Source organism: Kiloniella spongiae, assembly GCF_001026905.1.
GTDB lineage: Bacteria > Pseudomonadota > Alphaproteobacteria > Kiloniellales > Kiloniellaceae > Kiloniella > Kiloniella spongiae.
The window spans coordinates 200,123-217,148 of the sequence record NZ_LAQL01000006.1 but is presented as its reverse complement, the minus strand read 5'-3'; the positions used below and the strand labels follow the sequence as shown (position 1 = coordinate 217,148).

Below are 17,026 nucleotides of genomic sequence, written 5' to 3'. Positions count from 1 at the left end.
TGATAATGTTTTTCTGATTTATGAGTAAAGCAGAAAGCATTGAATGATGAGACGTATTGCTTGTTGGGCTGGTCTGATTTCTTTGGGGTTTGTTGTTATCCTCTTGGGAGGGTGCAGTAACACCGGCGCGGATTATAGACCGATTGTTGATGGAGGGGCTGATACCGCGGCCTATGAAAGTGACCTAACCGCTTGTGCCAAAGTTGCAGATCAACGCGATTATCTTAATGGTGATGTTCAGAATGCTGCCCTTCTGGGGACAGGTCTTGGCGCTGCAGGTGGTGCCGGGGCACAAGCCTGGGACACACAGGATGAGCGTAAGCAAATCGTCAAGAACTGTATGAAGGGACGTGGCCACAACGTTGTTGGCTAGAACTTCATTATCTCTTCAGGCCTTCTTGGGAAATGCTGTGCCAACCCGAACAGCATTTATGTCTTGGTCAACCAGTGGCTCTGGTTCTAACTTTCCCCCAGAAACAGAGCCAAACCAATGTTGATCTCCCGTGGTTGAGAATCCAAGCAGCAGGAAGGCCTGATCCTAGGAGTGATGACATCTTTGGTTAGGATAGTTGTACAGGTTTGCCATGGGGGGTAGATAGGTAAGCCTGTCTCCAGTCTTCATGTTTTTTTGTTACGTCAGTTTTGGTTATTTCACATTGATCGGTTATCAGTTTTTCAAGAGTTGTCAGTGCGGCAGAAAAATAAGTATCTAAATTATCAGGATCACCTTTTTGATAAGCGGCGTTCAAATTTTTGCCGAAACTCTCTGACCAGTTGACAGGGGTGATAACATTTTCAGTAATCAGTGCATCGACCATTGATAAGACTTGGGCTTGCCAAAGTTCGTCAAACGCAGGGTTCCCATCGAGGTGGCTTAATGGTTTAGGATTATTAATTGTCAAAATAACTCTCCCACAAATCAACAAAAATTATATCGTTGCTGTCATGAGCTTCTGGCCATAGATCACATGCATTAAAAGCGATTGTGTATAAATGCTCGGCTATTTCTTCACCTTTTGCACCAGCATCAGGTAACAGATGCGCGCCATGATAGGCATAAACTTTTCCAGGTTTTCCGCGAACATATGCTGGCAGACGAGTATGCCCGGTTGAAGTGAATTGACATGTAACAACATCGTTTCCGACAATGTATTTTGGATCTGCGTTAGATGGACGGTCAAAACGTCTTGAACTCATCCTGTTGGCTTCTAATGCTTGGTCAACGGTTATATTATTCGCATCTTCCAAACGCGGTGTATTGGATTTACCCGTGGCTAATTCTTCCACAGTACAAATGTTGGAATCAACCAAGGTTACCATGTCTGATTCTGACCAACTGTCCAGATAGGGGCGGGTTAAGTAATCTTCTGGAATTGTCATTTCGCGTATGTAACGCCACCAGTCAATGGTTATCCCTGGTGCGCCTGTACTGCAAGAGATCCCCCATACCCGTGCCTCCCATTCTTCGTGAAAGGGTTCGGTTGGCTCGGTTACATTAATTGGACCGAAACCCTGCTTGCCTCCTAAATCATGAATACCATCCATCAGCTTTTCACCTTCGCTTGAGAATTTAAATCTCGATCAGTACCTATCATGGAATTTCGAGTGACCAGTTCAGCTAATTCTTTCTCATTTAAATTATCTGTACCAGATGGACGTTGAGGCACTACAAGATACCGTAATTCTGCTGTGCTGTCCCAGACACAAACTTTGATATCATCATTCAGCATAACACCGAATTCATTTAAAACACCGCGTGGATCCCGTACAGCCCGTGATCTGTAAGCAGCGGTTTTATACCAGGTTGGGGCAATGCCAAGAATTGAAAAGGGATAGCAAGAGCACAAAGTACAAACGACCAGATTGTGAATCTTATCTGTATTTTCTACAGCCTTTAGATGCCCGGTTGCTTTTCCTTCAAAGCCAAATTCTTCAATTGCTTTTGCTGCATCAGCCATTAGTCGCTTTTTGAATTCAGGGTCAACCCAGGATCTTGCTATAATAAGTGCGCCCCGTTTTGGACCAATTTCTTCGGAATAGGCTTCAATCCAGGCATCGATAGTTTCTGAAGTTGTTAAACCTTTTTCGATCAATAAACTTTCGAGGGCTTTGACACGTAAAGCTGGTTCTGAGGGGAGATGGCTATGTAAAGCCTGATGAATTTCAACGGCTTTTTTCTCATCAAAGGTTGTCATAAACTTTGCCTCCTATGGCGTGACTTTATTTTAAAACCGGGAATGGAAATGATTACCCATTCCCGGTTTGGTAAATGAAACATCACATAGGAATATCAGGAATACTCACCGTATATTCATCATGATCAAGAATTACTCTAATATCATTACCTGCTCTAAAATCATTTAATAGGGCCACAGTTTGAAAATCTTTACCATCCCCGTCTTCATCAACGAGCAACTCGACATTATTTTCGGCTGTTGAAACAACTTTTAAATAGCTGGAAATATCTTCTGCAAGATTTGTTTCGTCATCAAAGGTAACGATGTCACTAATATCAATTATGTCGCCGTTCTCTGCATCATAATTCATAATAGTTTGTTTTTCGAGCTCTTCGATAGATCCTGAAAAAATAATAAGATTGGTGTCATCATTCTCGGTTTCAGGAAAATTATCTAACGTATTGTTTTCTTTAAACTCTTGGTTAATTTCTACTATTTGAAGCCTTGCCTGTGGTTGTTCTGATGGGCCTTGTGCGTCCACATCTGTCAGGACGTTGATAGATAATGTATCTGTATCAGTATCTCCATCTCTATCTCTTAGAGTATAGGTAAATTCATCAGTACCAGATTCACCATTAGGCGTGTATACATATGAACCATCAAAAAATATTTTTAACACACCTCTGTCTGCAGATATTAAGAATGCAGGATCACCAGGGCCAGCTCCATAATTGGGCGTATACTCAAGTGAATTGTATATTACCAAAGATACTTTTCCGCCATCAGCTCCGAGATCATTACCGTTATCAGTATTGAGATTACCTTCAAATAGTTCATCCGGGCGTATTTGCGTTTGGATCTCATTAGCATCAGGACCATCGTCCCTTATCTTTATCTTAATTGTGCTGCCTGCTGTGGTATCACTTAGATCGCCGTCGTTATCTGTTGCAAAATAAGAGAGATCAAAATCGATTTCATCGTTGTGATTGCTAGTGTATACATGGTCAAAAGGCAGGAATTGAACAAAGGTTACTTGTGCGACAGAAAAATTGCTGCCGTCGTTTAGATCCTCTGGTGTTGACAGATGTACTGCAAAGTACGGATCTTGATCTCTCGCAAGATATCCCCAAACAATATTAGGTGAATCCTCGTCCCGAGTTAACAGGACTGCTTGCCCTCTGTATTCTATTGGATTCCCGTCCGCGTCATATATCAGGTCGCCTATATATCGATTAAAGCTTAATGTTGCACCGTGTGCACCATCTTGCCCGAATTCAGATAACAGATTACTAACTTGCGCTTGCCCAATAGGTTCTGGAAGGGGGTCGCTAAAAATTGCATTCACACTTGTTTCCAGAGCAGTCCTGACATCAGAAAGCAACAATTCAGTATCATCGCTATCTATCTGTATGTGAGGGGTTTCGTCATGAGTGATATTTGTCCCGAAAACACTTGGAACATCTTCGGATCTGAAAACGAGATGCGTTGTTTCAGCCTCGGCTGTATCATTGTGGTTGAAAATTTCAAGATCTGTAGCTGTTTCTTTCGTGATTGCCTTGATACCAATTTCAGCATCTAGGGGAGCTTGATCATGTGGCGTTCCATCACTCCAGCGTTCGGAAGTCCAACCCTGTGGTCTAAAAAATTGTGCATAATTAACCTGCCCATTGAAATCACTGACAAGGTTAACATCAACGGTAAGTTCATAGGTCGTATTTAATCCTTCATCGCCAGGATTTTGTCCAGGCTCCAGGCCTGTAACTGTATATGTAAGAGGTGGAGTTTCGGCAGGTATCCAATCGGATGGAATATTACTAAAAACTATCAAATGATCTTCTGAACCGTCATGGTCCAGGAACTGAACTCCGACAGGAACTCTTACATATTCGTCTCTCTCAGAATAACTGGATTCCTGTCCTTCGGCGATGATTGGCACGTCAGCAACTGCATCAATGATCGCCGTCGCAACTGTCGTTACAGTTACGGAATCGCCTTCGGTATTTGTTGTTCCTGCTTGAAAAGTGAGAGGAATATCTTTGTCACTGTGAGCAGGCGGTAGCAGATAGATACCTGCAGCTAGTTGTGTTGGGGTAAGCGTAACAGAACCACCTGGTGTTGGTACTTCATAGGCATAATCAATTGTCCCATCAGAAGCTATTGGGTTACCAATGAAAAAAGCAGCACCATTTCCTTCCGGAATATCACTGATTTTCAAGGATGTAAGATCTCCTCCAGTAAAAGATATCTTGATCTCCATAGGCGATAAACGATTACCGTCATCCCAATCTTCCAAACCAACATTGAAAGGTTCTTCTGATTCAATTGATGTAATTACAGTTTCAAAATGAGGGGTAAGTTGAAAAGGACTTGGGGTTGCACTTTGCTCAATATCGGGCAAGGCATCTCGAGTATTGCCAAGTAAGCCAAAACTGAGGTCAGTACCTAAGATACCGCCCTGAGCTTGTAGGAGGTCAATAATGCTACCAAGATTTTCATTGTAGATACTGCCGCCGCCACTCGCGGAGATGACAACGGCCCCTGCTGCAGTTTCAAGCGTGTCGGCGTCTGTTAACGATAAGGTTTGTGTAATTAGCAGCTTTGCTGGAATCTCAGTTCCGTTGATAATAAGGACCGTTGTATTTGGACCTTGAGATCCTTCGACAAGATTTTTGAAAACAATACGGCCACCATCTTCTTCGGGACTATTTCCAGGAAATGTTAAAACAAAATCTTTTCCCTCTACGGAAGGAATAGCTGTTGAAGCATCAAAATCCAGATTGGCAGAATAACCATTTGTAATAGAAACATTTATTGTTTCACTCTCAATTGGTTTTAGAACCTTGATCGGTGACAGATCGAAGCGATCTGATGTGTTAATTCTGTTTGCAAGGTTGCTCATAATTTTTCTCACTTTACTATTTTTGGTATAAATTTTGACGTAGCTGGAGCGTGCGCAGAATACGTGTCTTGTATTTGCGTTAACTTATTAACTAGCGTTAAAGGTGTATTAGAGTGCCTGCAGTTTAATCATGATCTGTTGCAAATCCCTTCAGTAGAGATCTTGCTTTTAATGCTAGATCACGTGTGAGCTGTGTTGCTGATTCTGAAGATTTCATTGCAACTGATTGGCCGCAATAATGTGGACTAAAATCTCTTTTACCTTGTTGTTCCCCTTCTATTCGTAAGGCTGACATAGCCGAAAAACCGAGAGGGAATTGTGGAGATTTATCCGAAATAGGTCCATGCTCTCGTATGAATCGATTCATACGGCAACGCGTGGGGCGTCCAGAAAAAACATTGCTCAAGCAAGTGTCATGCGCGGTCGCTGATTTTAATGACGCGCGGTAAATCGGACTAATCGTTGATTCTTTTGTATGAAGATAAGCTGTGCCTACTTGTACTGCAGATGCCCCAAGTATAAATGCAGCAGCAACACCACGTGGGTCTGCAATACCTCCTGCTGCAATAACAGGTATATCAACAGCATCGACAATTTGAGGAACAAGTGACATGGTTCCAATCTGCGTGTGAGTGTTTTTACTGAGGAACATGCCTCTATGTCCACCAGCCTCATACCCTTGGGCAATGATTGCATCGCATCCACGGCTTTCTAACCAACAGGCTTCCTCTACTGTTGTTGCAGTACTGATAATTTTCATACCTGCATCTTTTAAGCGCTTGATTAGTCTTTGATGCGGTAAACCGAAGTGGAAGCTCACAACTCTAGGGCAAATTTTTTCCAATACTGAACAGCGATCTTCATCAAAGGATTTGATAAACCCAGCGGTTAGTTCTTGTGGTGCTTCTTGGTGTAATTCGTTGTAGTAGGGTTTCAGCAAAGAAAGCCATTTATCATTATGCTCATGGTCAACGTTAAATTCTTCGTGTGCGAAGAAGTTAACGTTAAAAGGTTTGGTTGTTTTGCCTTTCATTTCAAGAAGATGAGTTTCTAATTGTTCAACATCCATTGTGGCGCAAGCCAAGGATCCAAGCCCGCCGATTTTTGATACGGAAAGTGCCATCTCAATTCCACTTGATCCAGCCATGGGGGCTTGAATAATGGGAAGTTCGATATCAAAAAGGGATGCTATTTTATTTGGTAACGCCATAGTATTATTTCCTGATTGGCTTGAACAACGTGTGTTGGGGCCGATCCAATAAACGAGATAATTTCAAGCTCATTGGATCGGAAAATTATTAATCCAATTTTGCTTCGAGAATTATGTTAAAAGGCGTCTCAGCTACACGATGAACATGTTTGAATCCTGCATCAGCCAAAACTTCTGAAAGTTTTAACTCGCCCGCTTGTGCACCTAATGCTAATCCGACGTCTTGTGAGAGTGAACATGGTGTACAAACCGCCGTTGAGGCGGCGTAATACAATCTGCTTACGGGGTTTATGTTTTCTTCGACACTGTTCCCTGCTGCAGGTTCTACTATCATGACAGATCCGCCAGATTTCAGAGATTTTGCAGCATGTCGAGCCGCACCAATTGGGTCGCCCATATCATGAAGGCAATCCATAAAGCATATGAGATCAAATTGATCTGTTGAATAAGATTGGGCATCAGCAATTTGGAAATCAATATTAGCTGTTATGCCTGCTTCGGTAGCTCGATTTTGTGCTGTTTGAATTGACTTGTCGTGATTATCAAACCCGATAAAATGTGATTTTGGAAAAGCTTCGGCCATAACAATTGTTGAAGCTCCGTGTCCACATCCAACATCTGCAACACGAGCGCCATCAGATAATTTTTCGGTGATACCGTCTAAAGTTGAAATCCAGTCATTCACCAAAAAGGTTTTATAGCCTGGGCGAAATAATGATTCGCTACCACAAAATAGCCTGTGGTGATGATCCCCCCAGGGAATACCTTCACCTGTTCGGAAAACATCCGTGATTTTTGCTTCATCGAGCCATAGTGATGCAGCTACTTCTAGCGCAGGCACCAAAAACACAGGACTTTCTTGATCTGCGAGAACGGGAACATAAGCATCGGGAAGAAGATATGATTGAGTTGACTTGTTATATAGCAAATACCCCCCCGCGACCTGATTGTTGAGCCACTCACGCACGTATCGTTCTGATAAATTACATTTTCCAGCCAATGCTGATGAACTCATCTCACCAGCATTTGCCATTGCTCGATAGAGACCAAGTTTATGACCTATGTTGGTCATTACGCCGGATAATGTAGCGCTGACATCGGATACAACTTGTCCCGCAAACTCTTCTGTTGTTAGTGATTTCATTGTAATTTCTCTTAATTATTTTATATTTAGAGGCTTAATGGCCTCCGTCGAATTTAAATTTCTGATTTCTTCAGATGATAAAGTATTAAAAAAGTGTGAGATTTGGTGATCGCGATCATCAGATCGTTTCCATTGAAATTCACACTTTTATAGAGCCATTTTTGGCCAAACTTCTCTTCGCACCTGCTAGCATTATAGCTGATGAAAAATTAATCTGATAAAGAGCATCATGGCATAATGTTCTTTTCCATAACAGTTACAGATATGGAATATTTAACCAATACAGTTTTGCTGTAATCCAGTTCATCTCAAAGAAAAGTCAGGGTTTTAAATAACTAGAATGTTCATCATTCAGTTATGCAGCTGATTTGTTTAGATACTTGGAGGACCATGTAAATGGTGTAAAGGGCTTGTCCAAAGGAAGCTTTGTTAGCCCGCTAACAAGATTACTAAACGTTTTTATACAAACACCAAGAATCACATCAATAGCTTGTAATTCGCTATAGCCAGAATTGATAAAATTCTTTAATTCGTCATCAACATCACGTCCAGCACTGTTAACAAGTGCAATGGTGAAGCGACGGAGAGATTCTAGTTTAGGATTGTCGATAATTGCTTCAGTACGAACAGCGTGAATTATTTTATCATCAAGTTCTTGCACTTTGGCAAATGCACTATGTCCGGCAACACAATACGGACATTCGTTCTCTACGCTAACGGCGATTTGAACGATTTCTCTTTCTACTGCTGTCAGGCTACTAAAATTGAATTTCTCATTCATTGTGAGAAATGCTTCGAGAGTGTGAGTGTTTTGCCCTAAAACGGCAAAAACATTTGGCACAAAACCAAGTTGGTTCTCTAGAACTAAAAAAGTATTAGCTGTTTCAGTTGAAACACTTTCTCTATTATGAAGTTTATAATTAGTCATAAAGTCATTCCCTTAACGATTGTCGCTGGGTATGAATAACCAGCCGATTGTTAGAGAATAGACGTGCTTCTTATTTTATATAGTTCACTCACTGTACTAATGTACTACACATTATGGACTAACGCGCTTTAGTTTGTGTAGTTAACAAGTTGAATATGGACATTCTGCCTGATTCATTAAGGTTATTGAGATCGTTGTAGGAGACTTCATTCAATTTTATTATTTCTATAATTTATTAATCTTGAAGAATATAACTAACCAAAAATAATCAACTAACGAACTCATGGATATTATCGAATCAGAACTGTACTCAATCCGAAAATGGATTATTCAACACGCGTAGCGTAATATTCATTTGTAAACGGCACTATCCGAAAGAGAGATTATATAATGGGCAAGCAGCAGCCTTTTCTATATGAAAAAGTAGCATCTTATGTCGCGGATATGATTGATGAAGGTACACTTAAACCTGGTGAAAAAGCTCCTTCATTGCGATTGTTAATGCAAAGTCAGCATATCAGTTTGGCAACAGCTACACAGGCCTACAAAAACCTTGAGGATCGAGGGTATATTGAAGCCAGGCCTCAATCCGGATTTTATGTTTCTCACCGTTATACTTCTAGATTGCAAGAACCAGCGGAAACAACGCCCTATCAGGCACCAGAATCAGTTAAAATAGCTAAACCAATTCTCAAACTTTTAGAATACTATGCGTCTGATCCATCTTTACATCCCTTTGGGTGTGCAATTCCAAGCCCAGAAATATTAGCAGCAGGAAAGTTGGATCTTATTCTTGCAAAAAAAGCCCGCCATAATGGAAAAGATCACAACAATTACAGCCCAGCTCAAGGCAATGTAGATCTCAGAAACGAAATTGCCAATCGATCTACCCGGCTTGGATTAAAATTAACGAAAGATAATATTACAATTACAAACGGATGTACCGAAGCTCTTACATTAGCGTTGAAGGTTGTTACTAAACCGGGAGATGCAGTCGCTTTAGAATCTCCTATCTATTTTGGTATTCTTCAAATTTTGGATGCTCTGGGATTAAAAGCTTTTGAATTACCCACTTCGAAACATGGTATTAACATAGATGCTTTATATGACGCTGTAACTTCAAACAAAATCAAAGCTTGTCTCTTCATATCCAGCTTTAGCAATCCTTTAGGATGTACTCTTTCAATAAATCAAAAACTATCAATTATTGATTTATTGAAAGAGTACAATATTCCGCTTATAGAAAATGATATTTACGGAGATATGTATTTTGGCAAGGTTCGCCCAAAATCATTCTTATCTCTCGCGCCAGATGCCAATATTATTTATTGTAATTCATTTTCCAAGTCCATTGCTCCTGGCTATCGAATTGGTTGGATTATTTCATTTTGTCATATCGAAAAAATTACTGAAACCAAGTTTGGATTATCAATATGTTGCCCGACTCTTTTACAAGCCAGCCTTGCAACTTATCTGAATTCTGGAAACTATGATCGTCATATCCAAAAAATTAAACTAGCTTTGCAGATAAATGTTGAGAAAACGCGGTATGCCATTTCAAAGTTTTTTCCAAAGCAAACAAAAGTTTCTAACCCGGCAGGAGGTTTTGTGTTGTGGCTCGAACTGGATAAAAAAATTAATAGCGCTGAATTGTTTGAAAAAGCGATAGAGCAGGGGATTAGCTTTGCCCCAGGTAGTTTATTCACAACAACTGATAATTATAATAATTGTATGCGTATATGCTGCGGACACGAATGGACACCTGCATTGGAAAAAGCCATACAAACTTTGGGTAATCTTGTTAAGGAAGGGTAACAAAGTATAATTAATGATTCTGAAAATCATCTCTTACTCCTTAGCTACTCGAAATAATTTCTAATTTAAAAGGCGACTACCTTTTGAGCGTGATTATGCTCTGTTGCCGTTCTTATACGGGCTTAAGATACCTTTCTCTATAGTAATTGCTTTTCACTTTATGTAATCCATTGCCTGTATTAATATAAGATGCTTAAGACGAATGTTCTTAGTTAGTGGAGTTAACGAATGGAATATGGTCAATTCTGTCCGATTGCTAAGGCGTTTGAAGTTGTTGGTGAAAAGTGGACAGCCTTAATAATCCGTGAAGTTCTTATGGGTAGCCGTCGATTTTCAGAATTACAGAGAGGATTGGGAAGTATTTCCCCTACCTTACTATCTCGGCGTCTTAATGAACTTGAAAATCACGGCATAATTTATAAAAAAAGTATAACTGGCCAACGAACTCACGAATACTACCCAACAGAATCTTGCAAAGAGCTTTTGCCAATTCTATTAACTATTGGTGATTGGGGTATGAAATGGGCACGATCAAACTTGCGAACGGAAGAATATGATGTAGAGCTTTTGATGCTTTATCTGCAGCGGAGTATTCGTCCTGAAAACCTTCCCGATACAGAGACGATTATTCGATTTAGCTTTACAGATATGACAGAGAAGGGGAATTGGTGGATCATTTCGAATGAAGGGGAGGTAGATATTTGCGATAAAGACCCAGGCAAAGATGTTGATGTTTATTTTTCTACAACAGTTCCAATTATGACAGATGTCTGGATGGGTAAAAGCACCTATCGCAAAGCAAGTAAAAATAAAGAGATATCAATTGTAGGTAATGATTATTTAGTAAATAACGTATCTGTTTGGATGGAAAACTGTGTGTTTTCTGAATTACCTTCGGCTGAGAACATACTATAAACACGATGATAATTATTAAGAGTATTTGCATAGAACTGGTCTTTCTTAGGTCAGTAAAATCTTTCATCTTGTAGAGAATATTCCTATCTCCCGTGGTTGATAATCCGAGCACTCCAAGAAGGTCTGATTCTGAGGGATTTTAACGATAAGTAACCCCAGAATTATGGTCTTTAGGGATAACAAACAACTTCTTGATCGCTGAGTTATGAACAAAGAAGTTTAAGACGTGCAATAGATATCTTTAGAGCCGTTTGTATGTTGTATCCATATCTATACTTACAATCGATAACTACAACAAAAAAGGCTGTCCAGGGAAGGTAATCCCAGGACAGCCTTTTGAAAGTTTTGGGGCGATTTACCTTAGTGGCGGAAGTGGCGCATGCCCGTGTAAACCATGGCAAGTCCAGCTTCATCAGCAGCGGCAATAACTTCGTCGTCGCGCATGGACCCGCCTGGCTGGATAACAGCAGTTGCGCCGGCTTCGGCAGCGGCTAGCAAACCATCTGCAAAGGGGAAGAAAGCATCGGAAGAGACGACAGAGCCGATAGTTCCTGCCTCGCTCAAGCCTGCTGTCTCGGCAGCTTCGTTACTTTTCCATGCCGCTATTCGGGAAGAATCAACCCGGCTCATCTGTCCGGCACCAATGCCTACGATTGCACCGTTTTTTGCGTAGACGATAGCGTTGGATTTGATGTGCTTGCCAACCCTGAAAGCAAAAATCATATCGGCAATTTCTTGCTCTGTTGGCTGGCGTTTCGTCACGACCTTGAGATCCGCAGCAGTAACCCGACCATTGTCGCGGCCCTGTAGCAGGAACCCGCCAGAGATTGTTTTCATGGTCATGCCTGTGTCTGCGGGGTTTGGCATTTCACCGGTAACAAGAACGCGCAGGTTTTTCTTGGTCGCGAAAATTGCTTTGGCGTCGTCATCAATTGCGGGAGCGATAACCACTTCCGCAAAAAGATCAGCAACCTGTGCGGCTGTCGCGGCATCCATGGTCTTGTTGGTCGCGATAATACCGCCAAAAGCACTTGTCGGATCACAGGCGAGGGCGGCTTTGTAGGCGTCACTCAGATTATCTGCCGTTGCCACACCACAAGGGTTGGCGTGTTTAATAATGGCAATTGTCGGGGCGTTGAATTCCGAGACCAGCTCAAAGGCTGCGTCGGTATCGTTCAGGTTATTATAGCTGAGTTCTTTTCCCTGTAGTTGCTGTGCAGTGACAACGCCGGGACGTGCATCAATGGACTTGTAGACCGCGGCGACCTGATGCGGGTTCTCGCCATAGCGCAGAGATTGTTTAAGCTCACCGCCGATGGTTGTTTCGCGTGGGAAGTCAACACCACATTCCCCCTGGAGCCAACCTGAAATCATGGAATCATATTTCGCCGTATGGCTATAGGCTGTGGCAGCAAGTTTACGACGGGTTTCTTTGGTGGTTGCCCCGTCATTGGATTTTATCTCATCTTGCACCAGGGCATAGTCATCCGGGTTTGTGACGATGGTTACAAACCCATGGTTTTTAGCCGCCGCACGTACCATGCCTGGGCCACCAATATCGATGTTTTCAACACAGGTGTCGTAGTCTGCGCCAGATTTGAGAGTCGCTTCGAAGGGATAAAGGTTCACCACAACCAGATCTATCGGTGCTATGTTATGCTCTACCATTGCGTCTGTATGCGTTTTGAGATCGCGTCTGGCCAGAATGCCGCCATGAATTTTTGGATGTAGCGTTTTTACTCTACCGTCCATAATTTCAGGAAAACCTGTGTGACTGGACACTTCCTTTACAGGCACACCGGCATCGCTAAGTGCTCGTGCAGAACCTCCTGTTGAGAGGATTTCAATTCCTTGGTCTGCGAGAAATTTACCAAACTCGACAAGACCAGTCTTGTCGGATACGGAAACGAGGGCGCGACGGATGACGTCAGACATAGCAGTTCCTTGCAGCTGTCTTCCACCCCGGTTGCCCGCCAGGGCGGGAAGTAAAGATCATCTGGATGATTTTTCCATCAGGGATGATCAGTGTTGGCCGAAATTTTCTTAGGCGAAGGCACTAATAAACCGAAGAGCTTAAGGATGCAACGATTTGGTGTGTAGAATTCACGAAAGATATTATTTCTTTGATGTAAACAGCTCTTCCAGCCCTTTGTCAAAATCACGAGGGATAAGACTTAACAATTGTGTCATTTGATGCGTATCAATATTTTTATCTTCCATAAGTCTTTGGACTTCTTCTGATGTAATAGAAGGAAGGAAAGGGAGCCATCGCGTTAAGAATGCGAGTATCTGCACAAGTGATTCGCTCATTGATATTACGATACAATTTGAACCTGAGGCTGCAGCAATTTTAGTGATAAAATCTTTATATGTAAAAGCTTTGGGACCGGCAATCAGAATACTTTTTTGCATACACGGCTGTTTTCCCATTGCAAGAAGGATTGCCATAACAACGTCTTCAACATGTATTGGTTGTATTAGACTCCTTCCTTTGTTGGGTAATGGAATCATTTTGAATTTTTTAATAAATAAGGCCATCCTTTGAATGTTATTTTCGCCAACAGCCCCATAAATCATGGTTGGGTGCAACATCGTCCAGGGACCTTCCCAAGCCTCAAGTTGTTGTTGTGCATGGTTTACTTCTTTTGCTGCTAAATCTGGGAAGGAAGTAAGATGTCTTGTTGAACCAATCACGATTAATTGCTTTATTGATGGTGGGCAGCATTCAAGTATAGGTGTTGTATATCTGGCATGGGCTAGATTAATGACGATATCATTGGCCTGAATCAGATCTTTAAAGCTATCAGTATTGTTTAGATCAGCAACATATCCCCGACCGGGGAGGTGGATTGTTGCGTTAGCTTTGCGTGATACATTGATAATTTCATATTTATCTTGGGGGAGGCGATTACATAGAATTTGGCCTGTTTTGCCAGATGCACCAAAAATAATACAACGTGTTTTTGCTGACATATCACACGATTGCCTGAGCTTGTTCTTGTAACTCAGTTTTGGTGCCACTATTGCTTTTATGAACCCCGTCGTATTCTGGAACAAGCTGTGCCAGTAAATTTATAATTTCATCGCGTTTTTTGTTATGAACCAGTTGTGTCATTTTTTCTAAGCTGTGTGTAAGGAATTCTTGGTTCACAATTCTGGGCGTAGCAAGTTTGAGGCTGTTGTGTGTTGTTGGCACCAGAGGTTCCGTTTCATGGAATAGTTCTTCATAAAGCTTTTCACCTGGACGAAGGCCTGTGTATTCGATTTTGATATCTTTGTCTGGTTCAAACCCGCCAAGCCGAATAACTTGTTTGGCTAGGTCGGTAATTTTGACTGGTTCGCCCATATCAAGCACATAAATTTTGCCAGCATCTTCGCTGGCTAATGCAGCACCCATAGTCATGGTTTGTAACACCAGTTCCACGGCTTCTTTTATGGTCATGAAATAACGGGTGATATCAGGATGGGTGACCGTAAGAGGCCCCCCGGCTTTGAGTTGCCGCTCAAAGAGTGGCACAACTGAGCCTGTTGAGCCGAGAACATTACCAAATCTAACAGTAACAAAGCGAGTATTGTTCTCTTTCTTTCCAACGAGATCCATCATTTGGCAATAGATTTCAGCCAACCTTTTGCTGGCACCCATAATATTAGGCGGGTTAATGGCTTTGTCGGTTGAAATGAGAACCATTGTTTTTACGCCAACCCGCCGACAGGCATCGGCAGTATTCTTTGTGCCTAATACATTAGTATGTATGCCTTCTATTGGATTTGCTTCAACAAGTGGTACATGTTTTAGGGCTGCGGCATGGAAGACAAGCTCGGGTTTGAAACGATCAAAAATCTGATTGAGGCGGGATGTATCTCTGACATCGCCAAGAACGGCATCACGCTTTAGGGAGGGATAATTTTCAGATATTTCCATATCGATGGAATAAAGATTGAATTCTGAACTATCCAAAAGAATAATATGCGATGGTTTAAAAGAGGAAACTTGTCTTGAAAGCTCTGATCCAATTGAGCCGCCACACCCTGTAATGAGGACACGTTTTCCTGAAATAAGACGCTCCATAGCTGGTCGATCAAGTTTAGCTTGTTGTCGGCCGAGTAAATCTTCAATTGCAATTGGTTGAACTTCTATTTCATTCCCCAAATTACTTTTAAACTCGGTGGGGTTGGGGAGGCGCTCGATTGATAAATTGTTGTTTGCAGCGATCTCATTGATGAGTTGCATGCTATCTCTGTCGATTACTTTTGAAATAACAATTCGCTGTGGCTTTCGATTGCTTAGAGATACTTTGTCCAAGGCCTTTTGAAGTTTATCTAAAGGCCCCATGATCGGGAGATTGTGCATGCGTCGACCCGCTTCTTGGCCGGTTGGATCTAATATGCCAACGACCTCATAAGCGCTTGCTGGGTCACGTGTAATGTGTCGAAGAAAAGCTTCGGCTATATCATCAAAACCGATCAGGAAAACGGGTACTCTAAGATGGCTGTCTTTTTCCATTATTCTTCGTATCCCCTGATCTTTCCAGATGCGATAGATCATACGGGGTCCACCAAGAAGAAAGATCAATACAAACCAGTTAATGATCAGTGAGCTTCTGGGGATATCTTCCAAACGATTCCAGAAAAAAAGTACAGGCAAGAACAACAGCATAATCAGTGTTGAAGTTTTTATGATGTTGAGGAGATCATTCATAGATGCGTAGCGCCAGGTTCCTCTGTAGAAATCAAGCATCCAGAAATTAGCGATCCCAATCAGAATAAAGATTCCCCACGCAGGGAACAAACTGAATGGAGGAATCCCAGCAGCATCAGTAATATCCATGCGTAGTGTCAGGGAAATCGCAAAAGAAATCGCAAGCATGAAAAGATCATGCGAAAATGCAATTAACGATTTGTTGCGTGAAGTTATACCAAACTTCATATGATAATTTTCCTGACAGCAATGTTTGTGAGTGAAAGGGCTTATTTAATTGTGTTTTACTTTACTGGCAATGTCCAAAAATGACCAGAAGACATTCAATTCAAAGCTTAAGTCAATTTTGGTTTTTTTTCCCGGTATTGTTCGTTTTCAATAGTTTTATTGTACTGGAAACGATAATCAGAGAAATCATCAGACTGTACCAAGGGTAATCAGCACTCAGAAATAACGCTAAAGCGACAAGAAGTGTGTTACAGGCAAGAATAACCAGAGAAACAGATTTATGACTCAAGCCATTTTGTGCACCAATTTGGTAGTAATGTTCTTTGTGAGCTTCCCAAATTCGTTGTTTTCGTATAGCGCGTTTTATAAGCGTAAGAGTTGCATCGCAAAGGTAATAGAGTGGCAATATAAAAGCCGCCGCCCACATGCCTTTTGTGATGAGGAAAATCATAAACCATCCGAGAATATATCCCAGTGGAACAGACCCGACATCTCCCAAAAATATGGCCGCAGGTTCCCAGTTCCAGATTAGAAAACCTAAAGTAGCAGCCAATACAAATAGGGGTAAATATAGCGCATCAGGTTGCCAAGAATAGTAAAATGCTATGAGAATGAGGCCTAATGTTATTGTTGATGTTTCTACCCCGGTAATACCATCAATACCATCCATGAAGTTATAGAGATTGATAAACCAGATCCATGATAGGGCAATAAAGAGGTAATCAAGCCATTGCGGGATTATTTCTGGAAATAGTTTAATTGTCTGCCCGTCATGAGTAATGGCCCATAAACTTGCACAAACCACAATAACCTGAATCAACAAACGAGATTTGGGGGAAAGGTTCTTTAGATCGTCTAACCAAGAAATTGACATCAAAGCGATAGAACCTGCAAAGATATACCAAAATCCGGGGAGAGGCGTTGTTGATGATGCGCCATATCCCGCCCAGCCAAGAAGCAAAATACTCATTAGGGCGAGTCCACCACCACGGGGGGTGGGGATTGTATGGC

At 41.7% G+C, this 17,026-nt stretch carries 14 protein-coding genes; 3 read left to right on the top strand and 11 right to left on the bottom strand.

All coding sequences use genetic code 11. From position 1 onward, the window contains the following. Window positions 1-43 precede the first annotated feature (43 nt). On the top strand, window positions 44-373 hold the full coding sequence (locus WH96_RS09955) for a hypothetical protein (protein ID WP_053005823.1): 330 nt from the start codon (window positions 44-46) through the stop codon (window positions 371-373). 187 nt (window positions 374-560) lie between these two features. On the opposite strand, the gene WH96_RS09950 is transcribed toward WH96_RS09955, so the two are convergent. The 7 genes from WH96_RS09950 to WH96_RS09920 all read right to left on the bottom strand — a co-directional run bounded on the left by WH96_RS09950 (window position 561) and on the right by WH96_RS09920 (window position 8,358). Next, window positions 561-902, bottom strand: a complete 342-nt coding sequence (locus WH96_RS09950; protein ID WP_053005822.1) for a hypothetical protein — start codon at window positions 900-902, stop codon at window positions 561-563. After that, window positions 892-1,545 carry a nitrile hydratase subunit beta gene (nthB, locus tag WH96_RS21320; protein ID WP_053005821.1) on the bottom strand — a complete coding sequence of 218 codons (654 nt, stop codon included), beginning with the start codon at window positions 1,543-1,545 and terminating at the stop codon, window positions 892-894. The genes WH96_RS09950 and nthB overlap by 11 nt, the downstream gene beginning before the upstream one ends. Continuing rightward, window positions 1,545-2,195, bottom strand: a complete 651-nt coding sequence (nthA, locus tag WH96_RS09940; RefSeq protein ID WP_047764002.1) for a nitrile hydratase subunit alpha — start codon at window positions 2,193-2,195, stop codon at window positions 1,545-1,547. Before nthA ends, nthB begins: the two co-directional genes overlap by 1 nt. Window positions 2,196-2,277: 82 nt before the next feature. Beyond that, complete coding sequence (locus WH96_RS09935) at window positions 2,278-5,076, bottom strand: Ig-like domain-containing protein (protein WP_047764001.1); 2,799 nt, start codon at window positions 5,074-5,076, stop codon at window positions 2,278-2,280. A gap of 124 nt (window positions 5,077-5,200) precedes the next feature. Beyond that, window positions 5,201-6,286: an NAD(P)H-dependent flavin oxidoreductase gene (locus tag WH96_RS09930; RefSeq protein WP_047764000.1), complete on the bottom strand. Its 1,086-nt coding sequence runs from the start codon at window positions 6,284-6,286 to the stop codon at window positions 5,201-5,203. A gap of 88 nt (window positions 6,287-6,374) precedes the next feature. Further along, on the bottom strand, window positions 6,375-7,430 hold the full coding sequence (locus WH96_RS09925) for a class I SAM-dependent methyltransferase (RefSeq protein ID WP_047763999.1): 1,056 nt from the start codon (window positions 7,428-7,430) through the stop codon (window positions 6,375-6,377). A 355-nt stretch (window positions 7,431-7,785) separates the two neighbouring features. Beyond that, the gene (locus WH96_RS09920) at window positions 7,786-8,358 is read right to left on the bottom strand and encodes a carboxymuconolactone decarboxylase family protein (protein WP_047763998.1); all 573 of its coding nucleotides are present in this window, start codon (window positions 8,356-8,358) and stop codon (window positions 7,786-7,788) included. A gap of 390 nt (window positions 8,359-8,748) precedes the next feature. Here WH96_RS09920 and WH96_RS09915 point away from each other — a divergent pair, with 390 nt between their 5' ends. Further along, on the top strand, window positions 8,749-10,173 hold the full coding sequence (locus WH96_RS09915) for an aminotransferase-like domain-containing protein (RefSeq protein WP_047763997.1): 1,425 nt from the start codon (window positions 8,749-8,751) through the stop codon (window positions 10,171-10,173). A 228-nt stretch (window positions 10,174-10,401) separates the two neighbouring features. Beyond that, complete coding sequence (locus WH96_RS09910) at window positions 10,402-11,088, top strand: winged helix-turn-helix transcriptional regulator (protein WP_047763996.1); 687 nt, start codon at window positions 10,402-10,404, stop codon at window positions 11,086-11,088. Window positions 11,089-11,448: 360 nt separating this feature from the next. Here WH96_RS09910 and purH read toward each other — a convergent pair whose 3' ends face one another. The 4 genes from purH to WH96_RS09890 all read right to left on the bottom strand — a co-directional run bounded on the left by purH (window position 11,449) and on the right by WH96_RS09890 (window position 16,985). Beyond that, on the bottom strand, window positions 11,449-13,023 hold the full coding sequence (purH, locus tag WH96_RS09905; RefSeq protein ID WP_047763995.1) for a bifunctional phosphoribosylaminoimidazolecarboxamide formyltransferase/IMP cyclohydrolase: 1,575 nt from the start codon (window positions 13,021-13,023) through the stop codon (window positions 11,449-11,451). Window positions 13,024-13,203: 180 nt separating this feature from the next. Beyond that, a complete protein-coding gene (locus tag WH96_RS09900; protein ID WP_053005820.1) occupies window positions 13,204-14,061 on the bottom strand; it encodes an NAD-dependent epimerase/dehydratase family protein in 858 nt (285 codons plus the stop codon). A gap of 1 nt (window position 14,062) precedes the next feature. Then, on the bottom strand, window positions 14,063-16,015 hold the full coding sequence (locus WH96_RS09895; protein WP_047763994.1) for a polysaccharide biosynthesis protein: 1,953 nt from the start codon (window positions 16,013-16,015) through the stop codon (window positions 14,063-14,065). 112 nt (window positions 16,016-16,127) lie between these two features. After that, a complete protein-coding gene (locus tag WH96_RS09890; RefSeq protein WP_162200139.1) occupies window positions 16,128-16,985 on the bottom strand; it encodes an MraY family glycosyltransferase in 858 nt (285 codons plus the stop codon). Between the last annotated feature and the right edge of the window lie 41 nt (window positions 16,986-17,026).